Here is a 14,253-nt window from a genome sequence, read left to right on the forward strand (position 1 = left end):
GCTTGGACAAACTGACTACATTGGTTGTTAAGAGAGGTCGCCGCTGGGCGATCTTACAAGAATTGTCGACAAGGAGTTCCCAAGTGCAGGCACAAGCACGCAGTATTTCCGTCCAGCGGGGCGAGGTTGTTGGTTTCATGCGGCTGATGTGGTTGGCCTTTGCAGGGCTGCTTTTTGTTCTGGCCCAATCCGCAGCCGTGCAGGCGCGAAGCGAAAGCCTTGCGCCCTTGGCTGAAAAGATCAGCCCGGCGGTTGTCAACATCACCACCACGACGTTGGTTGAGGGTCGGACCGGTCCGCAGGGGATCGTGCCCGAGGGCTCACCTTTCGAGGATTTCTTTCGCGAGTTTCAGGACCGAAACGGCGAAGATGACAACCGTCCGCGCCGCAGCAATGCACTTGGTTCGGGCTTTGTGATTTCGGAAGATGGCTACATTGTCACGAACAATCATGTAATCGCAGAAGCTGATGAAATTTTGATTGAGTTCTTCCCCGGCGACGGTCAGCCCAAGAAAGAACTGCCTGCAAAGGTGATCGGTACTGATGACAAAACCGATATCGCTTTGCTGAAAGTTGAAGCATCCGGCCCCCTGCAGTATGTGCAGTTCGGTGACAGCGACGTTGCGCGGGTTGGTGATTGGGTGATCGCCATGGGCAACCCGCTAGGACAGGGCTTCTCGGTCTCGGCGGGTATTGTGTCGGCACGTAATCGAGCGCTCAGCGGGTCTTACGATGACTATATTCAAACGGATGCGGCTATTAACCGGGGTAACTCGGGTGGACCGCTATTCAATATGAATGGTGAGGTTATTGGCGTAAACACCGCGATCCTTTCGCCAAATGGCGGCTCGATCGGGATCGGATTTTCGATGGCGTCCAACGTTGTCGTCAAGGTTGTCGATCAACTGCGCGAGTTCGGTGAAACCCGTCGCGGATGGCTGGGTGTACGAATTCAGGATGTGACCGAAGACATGGCCGAGGCGATGGGGCTGGACAAGCCCGGCGGCGCGCTGATCAGCGATGTACCTAATGGCCCGGCAAAAGACGCTGGTCTGCTGGCGGGTGACGTGATCCTCAGCTTTGATGGGGTAGAGGTTGAAGATACACGCGGGTTGGTGCGCCAGGTGGGTGAAACCACGGTTGGCAAATCCGTCCGCGTCGTGGTCCACCGTGATGGCGGCACTCAGACCGTTTTGGTCACCTTGGGACGTCGCGAAGACGCAGAGCGCGCGGATAGTTCCGAGGATGAAGTTCCAGACGCACCGGTCGAGGAAAATGCAGACATTCTGGGCCTAACGATCTCACCGCTGACGGATGCGCTGCGCACAGATCTTGGTTTGGATGCGGATGCCGAAGGTCTGGTTGTGACCGAAGTCGACGAAGCGTCCGAAGCTTTCTCCAAAGGGCTGCGCGCGGGTGATTTGATCACCGAGGCTGGCCAGCAGGCAGTCACATCGATTCAGGATCTTGAGGCCCGCATGGAAGAGGCGCGCGAAGCAGGGCGCAAGTCGCTGTTGCTTTTGGTGCGTCGCGGTGGAGAACCCCGCTTTGTTGCGTTGAGCCTCGGCGAATAAGCTAAGGTTCAAGCTAGTTAAAAGGCCAGAGTGGATGCTCTGGCCTTTTTAACGTCGGGTTCCATAGAACTGTATACTTTGAAAGAAGTGAGCCACACGCCGAAAAGACGTGTGGCTCTGATACAGGGAGAGGTCAGTGGACAGATATCGGGGATGATTCTCTGACCTCCTACGGTAACAGGTACGAATTTAGACTCAGTGCCGCCTGCGGTCTGTGAAGCAGATCACTGGAATCAGATAAGATCGGAATCAGCGAGTTCGCGCAGGGCTTCGAAATCCTTGATCATCAAGCCACCGCGTGAGGCTTGAACGACATTGTCGCGCTTCCAGGTGGATATTGTCTTGGACACGGCCTCTCTAGTGGCGCCAACGAATTCGGCCAATTCACTTTGCGACAAGGTAATCCGGGTAAAAGGATCATCCTGAAGCTCGGACAAGTGTAACAGCTTGCGAGCGAGTCGGATTGGCATGGGCAGAAACACCTGCTCGTTAAGTTGCGATCCCATCCAGCGCATGCGCTGACCAGCCAGGCGGATCATATCAACCGCCAGGTCTGGGTGCTGCCGTATCTGGTTCATCACGTCACCCTGCCTGACCCGCAAAACACGGGACGGTTCGGCTGCTACGACGGTCGCCGTGCGAGGGCCGCTGTCAAACAAGGCTATCTCCCCAAAAACCTCGCCGGGGCGCATCAAGGTCAGCGACAGTTTGCGGCCGCTCATGGCCAGAAAAGAGACCTCAAGCGTGCCTTCGAGGATCGCGTACAGCGCGTCGCCTTCGTCGCCTTGCTCAAACAGCACATCGCCACGGTCCAGTGCGATTTCCGTTGCCTGCGCAGAAAGCATGGCCTTGAGCCTGTCTGACGCGTCGGACAGAAAGCCGCTGTCTGGGAAAGCCGTCATACGTACAGAGTTCTCCGGCTATGAGTGGTGGGTGGTGCCACAACTTTTCACAGCTTCTGCGTTTCGCCAAGGATTTTTATCCACTTTACCGTGCAATCTGATTAGAGCAAGCGGGTAACCTTCGAGCGAGCCTTGGGAAACTGGTTCGCCTACTGGTGGTCGGGATCATCCATATAGCTTTGCAGCAGGCTGAATTGCAGCATCAGGAAAACCATCAGCGCAATGGGAAAGCCAAAAGTTTCAATCTTGACCCAAAGGTCGGTCGACATGGTGCGCCAAACGAATTCGTTGGCGACGGCCAGAAATGCGAAACACCCACACAGGCGTCTGGTCAGAATCATCCAACCCTCGTGTCGCATCGGCAGCATCTCGTCCAGAATATAGGCAAGGTAGGACTTGCGCTGAAGAAGGCCGATGCCCAACATGATCGCAAAGAAGCCGTAGACCAGCGTGGTTTTCATTTTGAAAAACCGTTCGTCATTGAACCAGGCGGTCAGGCCGCCGAAGAAAATGACCATGATTGCGGTGAAAACCTGTATCCGGCTCAGCTTGCCCGTGAGATACCAAAGAACGCCCATAGCGGCCAGCATCAGTGGCACAAATAGAAGGGTAGCGACGATGAAACCGGAATACTCGGTGCCGCCAATCAGGAAGCTGTCATCGCGTAGTCGCAGGTAGATGAAGAAGAACGCGATCGGAGGGCCAAGCTCCAGCACCTGTTTCATAAACGGGTTGATCTCTTTTTTGGCTGTCATTGGTTTTTCCTGCTGCTTACCCGCCTATCTCAACTATTACGGCGCCTGATGCAATCAATGCCATCAGCGCAATGCGCCTTGGCCCAACGGTTTCTTTCAGCACCAGCCATCCAATCAGAGCGGCAAACACGGTCGAGGTTTCCCGCAGAACCGCGGCCTCGCCAACTTTGTCGAGCCTAGTGGCCATCATGATAGCCCCGAAAGACATGGGGGCGATAATGCCGCCGACAAGTCCGCGCAGCATCAAAGGACCGATAGCCGGACGATAGATCATCGCGCGCCATCTGAGGAACGCGTAGAACGGCATCGCCGCGCCGTCGATCATGAAGAACCACGCCAGGAAGGTGAACGGGTCAGCCGTGGCGCGGATGCCGTAGGCGTCGTAGGTTGTATAAAGTGCCACGAAAAGTCCGGTAGTAACGGCCAGCACCAGCGCGATACCAAGCGTTTCCCGGTTGGTTTCCAGAAAGCGGAAGTTGTAGGCGGCGAGGCCAAAGATCCCGGCCAACAGAACGGCCACGCCGAACCATTGCGTGCCGGTGAAGGTTTCCCCGAAAAGCAGATAGGCACCGATCACAGTGAACAGAGGGCCAGTGCCGCGGACAACGGGATAGACGACGGTATAAGAGCCTTTGGTATAGGCCATCGCTTGCAGGGTTTTATAGGCGATGTGGATCAGCCAGACGACGGCGAAGATGGGCCACATGTAAGGTTCTGGCCATGGCACCACAAAAAAGGCGAAGGGCGCAGCCATCAGGCAATAGCACGCGTCGATTGCCCCGCGGGACAGCCATGGATCATGGCGGCCCTTTTGCAGAGCGCCGAAGACCGCGTGCAGGAACGCAGCCGACAGGGCGAGCCCAAGGGCGAGTTGATGGCCTGCTTCCGTGCCTTCGAGAGAGATCAGCCAGTCGCTCAAGTGTCGGGTCTTTTCGCTAGGTAGAGAGGCTGGGGGCTGTCTGCCCCCAGACCCCCGAGGATATTTTCAGCCAGATGAAGGGGGGATCAGTTTTGGTCCAAACCAGTAAGCGCGGCGGCGAATTCTTCGGGGTCGAAAGGGGCGAGGTCGTCAATCTGCTCTCCGACTCCGATGGCGTGGATGGGCAGACCGAATTTGTCAGCTAATGCGACCAGAACACCGCCTTTGGCCGTGCCGTCCAGTTTAGTCATCACGAGGCCCGAAACGTCGGCCAGCTTGCGGAAGGTTTCCACCTGGCTCAGAGCGTTTTGGCCTGTGGTGGCGTCGAGCACCAGCAGGGTGTTGTGTGGCGCGGATTCGTCTTTCTTGCGGATGACGCGGACGATCTTGGCCAGCTCTTCCATCAGGTCAGCACGGTTTTGCAGGCGGCCCGCAGTATCTATCATCAGCAGGTCGGCGCCGTCTTCTTGTGCTTTAGTAAGTGCATCAAAGGCAAGGCTGGCCGGGTCTGATCCTTCGGGCGCAGTCAATACGGGAACACCCGCGCGCTCACCCCAAACTTGTAGTTGTTCAACCGCCGCAGCGCGAAAGGTATCTCCGGCGGCGATCACAACCTTTTTGCCCGCCGCCTTGAACTGGCTGGCCAGCTTGCCGATCGTGGTGGTTTTGCCCGATCCGTTCACCCCAACGACCAGCACCACCTGTGGGCGCTTTGCATAGATGGGAAGGGGCTTTGCCACCGGCTCCATGACGCGGGCGACTTCCTGTGCCAAAAGCTGCTTGATTTCCTGCGTTGAGAGCTTGCGACCATAGCGCCCCTCAGCCATGTTGGCGGTGACGCGAAGGGCAGTATCTACGCCCATATCCGATGCGATAAGCAACTCTTCGAGCTGTTCCAGCATGTCATCGTCAAGGGTGCGACGCACAGCAGTTTTGGCTTCGCTGCGGCCAAACAATCGGCCCAGCACCCCCTTGGAGGGTGCCGCTTCGGGTGGCGGAGGCGCAGGCGTTGGATCAACCGGTGCAGGGTCGGGGACCTCAACCGGCTCTGGAATTGGCGCGGGCTCCGGACCTTCGGGTACTGGTTGCGGAACCTCCGGCACAGGGTCCGGCTGCGGCTCAGGCTCGGGGATGATCGGATCTGGCGCGGTTGTTTCCTCGCCACCATCCTCGACTATGGCTTCAAGCCCCTGTTCGAGGCGGGACGAGGATTTGAAGAGCTTATCCTTGAGCTTTGAGAAAAACGCCATTTTTGGTCTCCGCAGGTGTTCCCCTCACCTAATGCGGATTTGCGGCAGTTGCAAAGGGTCAGAGGAACGCGATCAGCAAACCGGCCTGCGCCCCCCGATACAGCAGCCAGATCATATAGGGCGTGATCCTGCGGGCGCGGTGGTCGGGTGGGAGAAGGAACTTCTCAGCCGCCAGGATAAGGTCGGACGCGATGAATGCAGATGCAGCGGGTAGGGCCCAACGCAAAGCCCCGCTTTCGGGCAAGGCCAGAACGGTTATGCCCATCCCCAGAATGATCGGGATGTAGATTAGAACGGGCGCTTTGAGGTCTCCGGCGCGCGGGGTAAGCAGGGTGGCAGTAACGATACCAAGGATGATCAGCGACCAGAAATATGCGGGCTTGCTGAAAATCAAAGACGGATCGCTAGCCGGGTGGCTCAGAAACAGGGCGATATATGCCAAGTGACCCCCGGCAAAAGCACCTATTCCTGCCATGAAACTGTTGTCTGTTTCCCGAGACAACAACGCGTCACCAGTGGCGCATAGAAGCAATGCAAGCGCCAACAGGAACGGAGCGGAATCCACCAGCGCAATCACGGCCAGCAAAGCAACTGAGGCGGTCTTTAACACGGATCTCAATACGCTGGCGGGGCGAGGCGACAATGGCAGGTAGGCCAAGGCGCAGGCGGCTGCGAGCCAGAAAAGGACAGTTGTCATGTATACCTCCAGCTTTTCAACAGCTTGCGACGCGCAGTTGATTCCCCTCAACCTGTGACGTCGAGGCAAGTGGCTTTGCGGAATTGGTTATTGGCACTGGGCAAATGCTTCTGACACAATGCGTCCATGCTCAGAGCTTTTGCGATTCTTTTCCTTTTGCCGGCGTACTCTGCGTCAGCCCAATCCGCGCTGTCGGGTGCGGAATTCGATGACTATACGCAAGGCAAGACTTTATTTTACGGCTTCGATGGGCAGGTCTACGGGGTCGAGCGCTATTTGCCCAATCGTCGCGTGATCTGGTCGTTTCTGGACGGCGATTGCAAAGAAGGTGTCTGGTACGAGCAGGGCGACCAAATCTGTTTCATCTATGAAGACCGGCTTGACCCCCAATGCTGGGTTTTCCGGCAGTCAGGAACTGGCCTGGTCGCGCAGTTTGAGGGCGACCCGGAGGACACGGAACTCTACGAGGCTGAAGATATCGACCAGGAGATGATCTGCTACGGGCCTGATGTCGGGGTTTGAGGCGTCGTCAGAACAGCGAACCCTGATCCGGTGCATCCTTTTTGGACGGTTTCTTTTGAGATGGTCGGGGCGCTGCAGATTGGTCAGTGTTCAACACGCCGTCGGCAAACTCAATCTGAAGCGCGCTGTGTTTTACGGCCTCAGCTTTCGTCGTGACGACGTGATCGTCAGCCCGTACCACCGCATATCCCCGCTGCAACGTCGCCTTGTAACTAAGCGTTTCGCGCAGACGGTCGGTTGCATCCAACTGTTGCCGCATCCGATCCAGCCGTGTCGCCTGTGCTGTGTCCAAACGCTCACCCAGACGCGAGAGGGTTTGACGCTGCAGTTTGATTTCACGCTGAATAGGACGCAAAGACAGGCGTGAGGACAGGTTGCGCACGGCCTCCTGACGGCTTGTCACAAGATTGCGCAGGGTTGACGGGCGCAGATGGGCGGAAAGTTTCACAACTTGAAGGTGATGGTTCTGGATCCCGCGCTCTAACGCAGGCGTCAAGCGATCTGCAATTAAATCAAGCCGTTGCCGGGGGGTGTTCAACAGGCTGTCTGGGCGTGGCAATGCACGGGACAGATCGCGCAGGCGCTGAGACCGCCGTTGAACCGCATCCGTTGCGGCTCGGGATAGGCGCGCGCCTTGTTCGCCTGTCCAGGCCAGCAATTCCATCCGCACAGGTACGGCCAGTTCGGCAGCGGCTGTGGGGGTAGGCGCGCGGCGGTCCGAGACATAGTCGATCAAGGTCGTGTCGGTCTCATGCCCCACGGCCGAGATCAGTGGGATGTCCGAAGCCGCTGCAGCGCGTGCAACGATTTCTTCGTTGAACCCCCACAAATCCTCGATCGATCCACCGCCGCGGGCGACGATGATAAGATCAGGGCGCGGTAGCGCTCCGCCGGGTGTCAGTTGGTTGAAACCACTGATTGCATTGGCGACCTCGGGCGCGCAGTTCGATCCCTGTACAGCCACTGGCCAGATCAGCACCTTGCGCGGAAATCGGTCGCGCAGCCGGTGCAGAATATCCCGGATCACTGCCCCTGACGGAGAGGTCACGACGCCAATAATCTGCGGCAGATAGGGTAAGGGCTTTTTGCGCTCGGGCGCGAACAGCCCCTCAGATTCAAGCTGTTTCTTGCGCTTTTCCAGCAGTGCCATCAGCGCGCCTTGCCCGGCAACGGCGACCTCATCGACGTTCAGGTTGTATTTGGACTGTGCTCCAAAGGCGGTCAGCCGTCCGGTGACCACAACTTCAAGCCCTTCTTCCGGTACGACGGACAAGCCCGAAATCTGACCTTTCCACGTTGTACAGGCCAGCACGTTCCGATCATCCTTGATGTCATAATAAAGATGACCCGACCGCGCCTTGAACACGCGACCAACTTCACCTCGGACGCGGATTCGCCCGAATGCACCTTCGAGCGTCCGTTTCACCTCGCCCGAGATATCGGAAACTGTGTATTCAGGGGTATTTTGGCCGGGAATGGGGTCGTCTAGCAGGTCGGACATTTCAGCGCCTTGTGTCAAATGTCCGGCCAGCTTAGAACGCCCGAAAGGCGAGGCCAAGCAGATCGGAGTGCGTTCATGAATATCCTTATTCTCGGCAGTGGTGGGCGAGAACACAGTCTGGCCTGGGCGGTGATGCAAAACCCCAAATGTGACCGCTTGATCGTTGCGCCGGGCAATGCCGGGATCGCGCAGATCGCGGATTGTGCGGCGTTGGATATCGAGAATGGCGGCGCGGTTGTCAGCTTTGCCGAAGAAAACGCCATTGATTTCGTGATTGTCGGCCCCGAGGCACCTTTGGCCGCGGGCGTGGCCGATCGCCTGCGTGAAGCGGGTGTGCTGGTGTTTGGCCCGTCAGCCGCGGCGGCGCAGTTGGAGGCCTCAAAAAGCTTTACCAAGGAAATCTGTGACGCGTCGGGTGCGCCAACCGCAGCTTATGCGCGCTTCACCGAAACCGAACCTGCGAAAGCTTATATCCGTAAGCAGGGTGCGCCGATCGTGGTAAAGGCCGATGGTCTGGCCGCTGGCAAGGGTGTAATCGTGGCGATGGACGAAGCAACCGCTCTGGAAGCCATCGACGATATGTTTGGCGGCGCTTTTGGCGGCGCAGGGGCTGAGGTCGTCATTGAGGAATTCATGGAGGGTGAAGAGGCGTCGCTTTTTGTGTTGTGCGACGGCGAGGACATCCTGTCCGTTGGCACCGCACAGGATCATAAACGCGTGGGCGAGGGCGATACGGGTTTGAACACCGGTGGTATGGGCGCTTACTCTCCAGCTCCCGTGCTGAGTGCTGAGATCGAAGAACGCGCGATGGAGGAGATTATTAAGCCCACCGTTGCAGAAATGAAGCGTCGCGGCACGCCGTTTCAGGGTGTTCTATATGCCGGTTTGATGATCAAGGACGGCCAGCCGCGCCTTGTCGAATACAACGTGCGCTTTGGCGATCCTGAGTGCCAGGTTTTGATGATGCGTCTTGGCGCGCAGGTGATGGACTTGATGCACGCTGCGGCTGAGGGTCGGTTGAGCGAAGCGCGCGTAAATTGGGCGGACGATCACGCGCTTACCGTGGTCATGGCGGCGAATGGGTATCCCGGATCGTATCAGAAGGGCAGTGTGATCAAGGGGTTGGACGGTCTGGTTGAAGATAGCGGAAACATGGTGTTTCACGCCGGAACCAAAACCTCTGACGGACAAATCGTGGCGTCGGGTGGTCGTGTATTGAACGTCACCGCGCGCGGGAACACTTTGCAGGAGGCGCGGGATCGGGCCTATGCAGCCGTGGACGGGATTGATTGGCCCGATGGATTCTTTCGGCGCGATATTGGTTGGCGGGCTTTGTGAGCTGAAAGGCTCCCGCGCCCTGACGCTGCATCAAAGATGCATCGCCAAAGGCCTTGGGCCGGGCAGCCCGCTGATGCGGGCTGCGAGCGCTATCAACCTGAGCATTTTAGGGCTTGTTTCATTGATTGAGGGTTAAACGAGGTCAGAACCTCGGTTGTCCAACCCTGAAGATAGCTGACGCTGACGATCTGCTGCCAATCGGCGCTGACGACAATCAGTTCGGGGCCACGACCGCAATCCCGGATGCCACCGGTGATGAAGTCCTGGCCGATACGGTGATTGGTAAGGCCGGGCAGGGTGGCAATTTCCGTTAATCTTCCGTTCTGAAAGCGCCAGATGCGCAGGGTTTTTGCCAGATGAGGACGGTCGATGTAAGCAATCTCGACATGTCCGTCGCCGTCCAGGTCGGCGGCTCCGATTGGGGCGAGCCAGCGAAACCGGGTGCCGATATGGGGCGTCGCAGCGATTTTGTCGCCAGTGCTGTCATAGATTGCGAGCTGCGCGCCTGTACTGTCCTGAGACTCGACGACGATGACCTCTGAGGATCCATCTAAGTCCATATCCACCAGTCGCGGCTGAAGGTCTTCAAAGACCCTGTCGGGTGGCAATTGAATACGCAGCGTTTTGCCCTGAACCGTCAGCTCCAGCGCGCCATACTCGATGGTGTCGCCCAACACGCCATGAGCATAACGTGTGGTGGGGTCTGTAAAACGGGCATGAGTCATGCCATCAGCAACGGCAGGTGTTATCCCCGCCAACCAAGTGCACATTGCCAGCACGGCGCCGCGGACCTGCACCCGCCGCAAGCGGGTCGGCAGACGCGGCGCTTTGGAGAGCATCAGATTTGTTTTTCAGGCATCTGCACGACCAGACCATCCAGCTCGTCCGTGACCTTGATCTGACAGGTCAGGCGCGAGCGGGCCGGGTCGGGTTCATAGGCAAAGTCCAGCATATCTTCTTCCATATCATCCTTGGCTGGGATTTTCTCGACCCAGTCGGGATGGATATAGACATGGCAGGTCGAGCAGGCGCAGGCGCCGCCGCAATCGGCCTCGATGCCTGGGATGTTATTGTCGCGGGCTCCTTCCATGACGGTCAGTCCGTTGGCGACTTCGACTGTGTGTTCGGTACCGCCATGCTCGACATAGGTGATCTTTGCCATTGCGTGCGTCTTCCTTTTTCGTTTGTCGATTTCTTCCTTAGTCAAGGCAAATAGGTCTTTCCAGCCTCATTTGCGACTCATCGCGCCGTGTCTGGACTTTCCTGCTGTTTGTTCTATTTTTGTTCTCATGCTTGTTGTCACTCATCGTCCTGCGGCATCGCACCGGGACTGGCCGCGCCCACCCGCCTGTTTGCCCTCGGATCGGCTGGACGACCCGCCCGAGGGCGCGCGCGTTGCCGTGGCCGGGCTGGTGATCCTGAGGCAGAGGCCGGGGACGGCTAAAGGGGTGATCTTCCTTACGCTTGAGGATGAGACTGGCATCGTGAATGTGGTGGTTTGGCGCAAGATCTATGAACGCTTCCGTCGTGCAGTGATCTCGGGGCGGTTGTTGCGGGTTACGGGGCAGATGCAGCGGGCGCATTCGGTGACCCATGTGATCGCGGAAGAGATCGAGGATATCTCGGGGATGCTGGATGTGCTGGTACAGGAAGAGGGCACGCGGGCCTCTACGGACAATAACAAAACATAATCAAATAGAAGCATAATAATATAAAACAAAACAGTTACTTAAGCTGAAAAAAGAGTGCTGTATAGTGTTAACAGCTCACTTGGTGAGAGCTTCTGTTGTAACTGCGTCTGAGGTCGAAATGGCTACTTATTCCTACATCGGATACGCACCTGATATTGTTCTGGGGGTGGGGTCGTTCCAAGAAATACTCATGCTGGACGCGAGCTTTGACCCAGGCGAGGACCGCCGCGTCTTCAATGTCGAAGATGAAGCGGGACCGGGGCCGCTTGCGAATGGAGATCCGGACAATGGCACGGATTTCAACGGTGACAGTATCCTTTTCAACATGGGGAATGACGAAACCCAACAAGGGACAGTAACCGACATTGATGGAAACAATATTCCGGGGCTGACCCCGGGCGGCAATATATACCTTGGCGCAACGTATGAGCTCACGACACCGGAAGGGGGCACAATCAATTTCTACAGTGTAGAAGTCGACGGTGTGATTGCCGGTTACGTGACGTCTGAACCTTTGGTTCCGGGGGTCGCTTATCCGTATGTTACCTCAGACGTTGGTCCCAATAACGCGCCGGACACCACGGACCCAACTGCGCTTGTTGATGTGCCGTGCTTTGTTCAGGGCACATTGATCCAAACACCCAAAGGTGAAACCGCTGTCGAAGATCTAAAGGTTGGCGATCTGGTCGTAACGGCAGATGGGCAGGCAAAAGAAATCCGTTGGATTGGATCCCGCATCGTTGACGTTTCACGCGCGGACGCACTTCATCTGAGACCGATACGGATTGCAAAAGGAGCATTGGCTGAAGGTGTGCCTAGCAGCGATCTTTTCGTGTCGCCAAATCACCGCATTCTGATGCCCGCAGCAGATATGCAGTTGCTGTTCGAAGAGGCTGAGGTGCTGGTGCCGGCAAAATTCCTGTTGGGCCTTCACGGCGTCGACGTAGTGGCCGACGCACAGCGGGTATCTTACTATCACTTCATCTTTGATGAGCACGAAATCGTGATGTCCAACGGAGCTCAAACCGAAAGCCTGTTTCCGGGTGATATCGCCCTAAGCGGAATGGAGCATCAAAGCCGCTTAGAGCTGTTGGAACTCTTTCCTGATCTTTCTGATGTGTCACGTCCGGAATACGGCCCAACAGCGGCCAAGGTTTTGTGCAAACACGAGGCCAAGCTGTTGGTATCACGCTACGTCCAGTAGGTATTGGGCGCGTCAGCGTTTGAACAAATTGTCCTGAGCTTGCTTGCTGCTATGGTCGCCGCGCAACTCTGCGTGCAGCGCGCGCCCGGCTTGTACCCCGGGACGGGCGCTGACCGTTTCTAACCACCGGGCAAAGTTGGGTTTATCCTCAAGAGTTTGCTGCTGGCCTTCCCACAAGCTCGCCCATCCCCAGATCGACATATCGGCGATGGAATAGAAATCGCCCGCGACATATTCATTCTCGGTCAGCCGCCGGTCGAGTACGCCATAAAGGCGCCCGACCTCGGTGCGGTAGCGGTCCTTGGCGTATGGCAGATCTTGCGGAGGATCCATGTTGGGGGCGTATTTCAGGAAATGATGCGCCTGGCCAGCCATCGGCCCGAGGCCGCCCATCTGCCACATCAACCATTCTTCGACGGCGATACGCTCTCGCTGGGTCTGGCCATAAAAGCGGCCAGTTTTGCGGGCGAGGTACATCAGGATCGCACCGCTTTCAAAGACCGAGATCGGAGCACCGTCCGGGCCATCAGGGTCTACGATGGCGGGCATCCGATTGTTGGGGGCGATCTTCAGGAATTCAGGGTCGAACTGGTCGCCTTTTCCGATATTGATCAGGTGGGTGGTATAGGGCAGCTCCATCTCTTCCAAAGCGATGGATGCTTTCCAGCCATTCGGCGTGGGCCAGAAGTACAGTTCGATCATGATATCTCCTTGGGGTTGGAGGGCGATCATGAAGCTTTCTGTGCAAACGGCAAGATGCCTTCTGGGCGGGGCAGGGCAAAAAGCCGTGACCACCGACGGGTTGGGCTTGTGGGCAAGCTGCTCTGTAACTGAGACAGGCTCAGTCGGTCACGATGGCGTAGCAAAGCGTTGTAAACACGCAGCACTCCGGGGCGCGTGTAGCTGGACCAATGGCAAACGCGGCGCTGTGCGGCTGCTATAGGGAAAATCAGGCGCGACAAGTGGTCAAGCGTTCGGCCACAGTCGATTTGCAAGGTTACTGCGTTTGGTGCGTGAAGCCCGGTGCCTATGCTTCGGTCACCGCGTTGCGGCGGTTGTATCAACCACTCAAACAAGAAATCGAACAGGTCGTTTTCCCGGCTGGTCACGTTGATAAAATCGGCCTGCTGGCCCGCGGGTGTTTGCAATGCGCGCAACGTCCGGCTCTGATAGGCCGCACCGGTCATCGAGATAATGCGATTCAGCGATCCGGGCGCGATATGGTGCAATGCCTCGACCGCGAGTTCGATACCCATCGAATGCCCGATGAAATGAATTGGACGTTTTGGATTCAGGTCGCGCAGGTCTCTGATCAGGGCGGCCAGTGCGCGGCCCGCCTGTGCCGCGCGGCGATGCGCAACCCACAACGGCCCCTGTGCATTCCAACCAAATGCGATGCCAAGGCCTTCGTCGTCAAAGCCTGACCCGAACCCCAATGGTTGCGGCCAGCTTGAGCAAGGCCTGTGCATGGTCATCGGGTGCAGCGACAGAATGCGAGCGTGCGGGCAAGCCCTGACATGATCAGGGCAATACTTGTACCCACGAGTCATGATGATAACCGGTCCAGGCGTGTCACGCGTCTGCCGAAGGACGCTGCGCGGAGATCGTGGGCTGCGGTGCAGGGTGCACGTTTCGCCGGTGGCGTTGATCCTGATCACTGGCATCTGCTCTGCCTTATACAAGATGTTGTGGTGCACGTGTGTCATAACGCTATGACGCTTTGGTGAAAGGACAGTTACAGAACCGTGACGTTGCCCCTGTCAGGCTTGACGCGTTCGCGCATGCGGCGTAATGGCAACATCACTACGTGGCGATTTGTTACCGGATTGCGGGCCACGCTAAACGAAACCGCTAAAAGGTCAGGATGAAAGGCCCCTTTCGCTTGACCGCGTCTGGGGTT

The 14,253-nt window shown here is 57.3% G+C and carries 15 protein-coding genes and 1 riboswitch; of the genes, 5 read left to right on the forward strand and 10 right to left on the reverse strand.

What is annotated here, in order from left to right:
* Positions 1 to 83: 83 nt before the first annotated feature.
* Positions 84 to 1,574, forward strand: a complete 1,491-nt coding sequence (locus LCM21_RS09385; RefSeq protein ID WP_404818122.1) for a Do family serine endopeptidase — start codon at positions 84 to 86, stop codon at positions 1,572 to 1,574.
* A gap of 233 nt (positions 1,575 to 1,807) precedes the next feature.
* Here the strand turns inward: LCM21_RS09385 and LCM21_RS09390 are convergent, their stop codons facing one another.
* From LCM21_RS09390 to LCM21_RS09410, 5 genes are all read right to left on the reverse strand, one after another.
* Positions 1,808 to 2,476, reverse strand: coding sequence for a Crp/Fnr family transcriptional regulator (locus tag LCM21_RS09390; RefSeq protein WP_224890359.1), 669 nt, complete (start codon positions 2,474 to 2,476; stop codon positions 1,808 to 1,810).
* A gap of 149 nt (positions 2,477 to 2,625) precedes the next feature.
* Complete coding sequence (locus LCM21_RS09395) at positions 2,626 to 3,231, reverse strand: inner membrane-spanning protein YciB (RefSeq protein ID WP_068334494.1); 606 nt, start codon at positions 3,229 to 3,231, stop codon at positions 2,626 to 2,628.
* Between the two features lie 16 nt (positions 3,232 to 3,247).
* Positions 3,248 to 4,150, reverse strand: coding sequence for an EamA family transporter (locus tag LCM21_RS09400; protein WP_224890360.1), 903 nt, complete (start codon positions 4,148 to 4,150; stop codon positions 3,248 to 3,250).
* Positions 4,151 to 4,236: 86 nt separating this feature from the next.
* The gene (ftsY, locus tag LCM21_RS09405) at positions 4,237 to 5,400 is read right to left on the reverse strand and encodes a signal recognition particle-docking protein FtsY (RefSeq protein WP_224890361.1); all 1,164 of its coding nucleotides are present in this window, start codon (positions 5,398 to 5,400) and stop codon (positions 4,237 to 4,239) included.
* 58 nt (positions 5,401 to 5,458) lie between these two features.
* A complete protein-coding gene (locus LCM21_RS09410) occupies positions 5,459 to 6,097 on the reverse strand; it encodes a lysoplasmalogenase (RefSeq protein ID WP_224890362.1) in 639 nt (212 codons plus the stop codon).
* Between the two features lie 126 nt (positions 6,098 to 6,223).
* On the opposite strand from LCM21_RS09410, the gene LCM21_RS09415 reads away from it, so the two are divergent.
* Complete coding sequence (locus tag LCM21_RS09415; RefSeq protein WP_224890363.1) at positions 6,224 to 6,619, forward strand: hypothetical protein; 396 nt, start codon at positions 6,224 to 6,226, stop codon at positions 6,617 to 6,619.
* Between the two features lie 7 nt (positions 6,620 to 6,626).
* On the opposite strand, the gene xseA is transcribed toward LCM21_RS09415, so the two are convergent.
* On the reverse strand, positions 6,627 to 8,120 hold the full coding sequence (gene xseA, locus LCM21_RS09420) for an exodeoxyribonuclease VII large subunit (protein WP_224890364.1): 1,494 nt from the start codon (positions 8,118 to 8,120) through the stop codon (positions 6,627 to 6,629).
* 75 nt (positions 8,121 to 8,195) lie between these two features.
* Here xseA and purD point away from each other — a divergent pair, with 75 nt between their 5' ends.
* The gene (gene purD / locus LCM21_RS09425; protein WP_224890365.1) at positions 8,196 to 9,458 is read left to right on the forward strand and encodes a phosphoribosylamine--glycine ligase; all 1,263 of its coding nucleotides are present in this window, start codon (positions 8,196 to 8,198) and stop codon (positions 9,456 to 9,458) included.
* Between the two features lie 92 nt (positions 9,459 to 9,550).
* On the opposite strand, the gene LCM21_RS09430 is transcribed toward purD, so the two are convergent.
* Together LCM21_RS09430 and LCM21_RS09435 are read right to left on the reverse strand one after the other, a co-directional pair.
* Positions 9,551 to 10,297, reverse strand: a complete 747-nt coding sequence (locus LCM21_RS09430) for an FG-GAP repeat domain-containing protein (RefSeq protein ID WP_224890366.1) — start codon at positions 10,295 to 10,297, stop codon at positions 9,551 to 9,553.
* A complete protein-coding gene (locus tag LCM21_RS09435) occupies positions 10,297 to 10,620 on the reverse strand; it encodes a 2Fe-2S iron-sulfur cluster-binding protein (RefSeq protein ID WP_068334513.1) in 324 nt (107 codons plus the stop codon). Before LCM21_RS09435 ends, LCM21_RS09430 begins: the two co-directional genes overlap by 1 nt.
* Positions 10,621 to 10,747: 127 nt before the next feature.
* On the opposite strand from LCM21_RS09435, the gene LCM21_RS09440 reads away from it, so the two are divergent.
* Positions 10,748 to 11,149 (forward strand): OB-fold nucleic acid binding domain-containing protein, encoded by a 402-nt coding sequence (locus tag LCM21_RS09440; protein ID WP_224890367.1) that lies wholly within the window; start codon positions 10,748 to 10,750, stop codon positions 11,147 to 11,149.
* 118 nt (positions 11,150 to 11,267) lie between these two features.
* A complete protein-coding gene (locus tag LCM21_RS09445; protein ID WP_224890368.1) occupies positions 11,268 to 12,353 on the forward strand; it encodes a Hint domain-containing protein in 1,086 nt (361 codons plus the stop codon).
* A 12-nt stretch (positions 12,354 to 12,365) separates the two neighbouring features.
* On the opposite strand, the gene LCM21_RS09450 is transcribed toward LCM21_RS09445, so the two are convergent.
* Together LCM21_RS09450 and LCM21_RS09455 are read right to left on the reverse strand one after the other, a co-directional pair.
* Entirely contained in the window at positions 12,366 to 13,055 is a 690-nt protein-coding gene (locus LCM21_RS09450) for a glutathione S-transferase N-terminal domain-containing protein (protein ID WP_224890369.1), read from the reverse strand.
* 26 nt (positions 13,056 to 13,081) lie between these two features.
* Positions 13,082 to 13,903 carry an alpha/beta hydrolase gene (locus LCM21_RS09455; protein ID WP_224890370.1) on the reverse strand — a complete coding sequence of 274 codons (822 nt, stop codon included), beginning with the start codon at positions 13,901 to 13,903 and terminating at the stop codon, positions 13,082 to 13,084.
* A gap of 247 nt (positions 13,904 to 14,150) precedes the next feature.
* Positions 14,151 to 14,228, forward strand: a riboswitch (SAM riboswitch).
* Positions 14,229 to 14,253: the final 25 nt, after the last annotated feature.

The organism is Ruegeria profundi, from assembly GCF_020171505.1.
Lineage (GTDB): Bacteria > Pseudomonadota > Alphaproteobacteria > Rhodobacterales > Rhodobacteraceae > Ruegeria > Ruegeria profundi.

Coding starts and splice junctions, on each gene's coding strand:
- LCM21_RS09390 (WP_224890359.1), bottom strand. CDS start 2,476: ATGACGGCTTTCCCAGACAGCGGCTTTCTGTCCGACGCGTCAGACAGG.
- LCM21_RS09395 (WP_068334494.1), bottom strand. CDS start 3,231: ATGACAGCCAAAAAAGAGATCAACCCGTTTATGAAACAGGTGCTGGAG.
- ftsY (WP_224890361.1), bottom strand. CDS start 5,400: ATGGCGTTTTTCTCAAAGCTCAAGGATAAGCTCTTCAAATCCTCGTCC.
- LCM21_RS09410 (WP_224890362.1), bottom strand. CDS start 6,097: ATGACAACTGTCCTTTTCTGGCTCGCAGCCGCCTGCGCCTTGGCCTAC.
- LCM21_RS09415 (WP_224890363.1), top strand. CDS start 6,224: ATGCTCAGAGCTTTTGCGATTCTTTTCCTTTTGCCGGCGTACTCTGCG.
- xseA (WP_224890364.1), bottom strand. CDS start 8,120: ATGTCCGACCTGCTAGACGACCCCATTCCCGGCCAAAATACCCCTGAA.
- purD (WP_224890365.1), top strand. CDS start 8,196: ATGAATATCCTTATTCTCGGCAGTGGTGGGCGAGAACACAGTCTGGCC.
- LCM21_RS09430 (WP_224890366.1), bottom strand. CDS start 10,297: ATGCTCTCCAAAGCGCCGCGTCTGCCGACCCGCTTGCGGCGGGTGCAG.
- LCM21_RS09435 (WP_068334513.1), bottom strand. CDS start 10,620: ATGGCAAAGATCACCTATGTCGAGCATGGCGGTACCGAACACACAGTC.
- LCM21_RS09440 (WP_224890367.1), top strand. CDS start 10,748: ATGCTTGTTGTCACTCATCGTCCTGCGGCATCGCACCGGGACTGGCCG.
- LCM21_RS09445 (WP_224890368.1), top strand. CDS start 11,268: ATGGCTACTTATTCCTACATCGGATACGCACCTGATATTGTTCTGGGG.
- LCM21_RS09450 (WP_224890369.1), bottom strand. CDS start 13,055: ATGATCGAACTGTACTTCTGGCCCACGCCGAATGGCTGGAAAGCATCC.
- LCM21_RS09455 (WP_224890370.1), bottom strand. CDS start 13,903: ATGACTCGTGGGTACAAGTATTGCCCTGATCATGTCAGGGCTTGCCCG.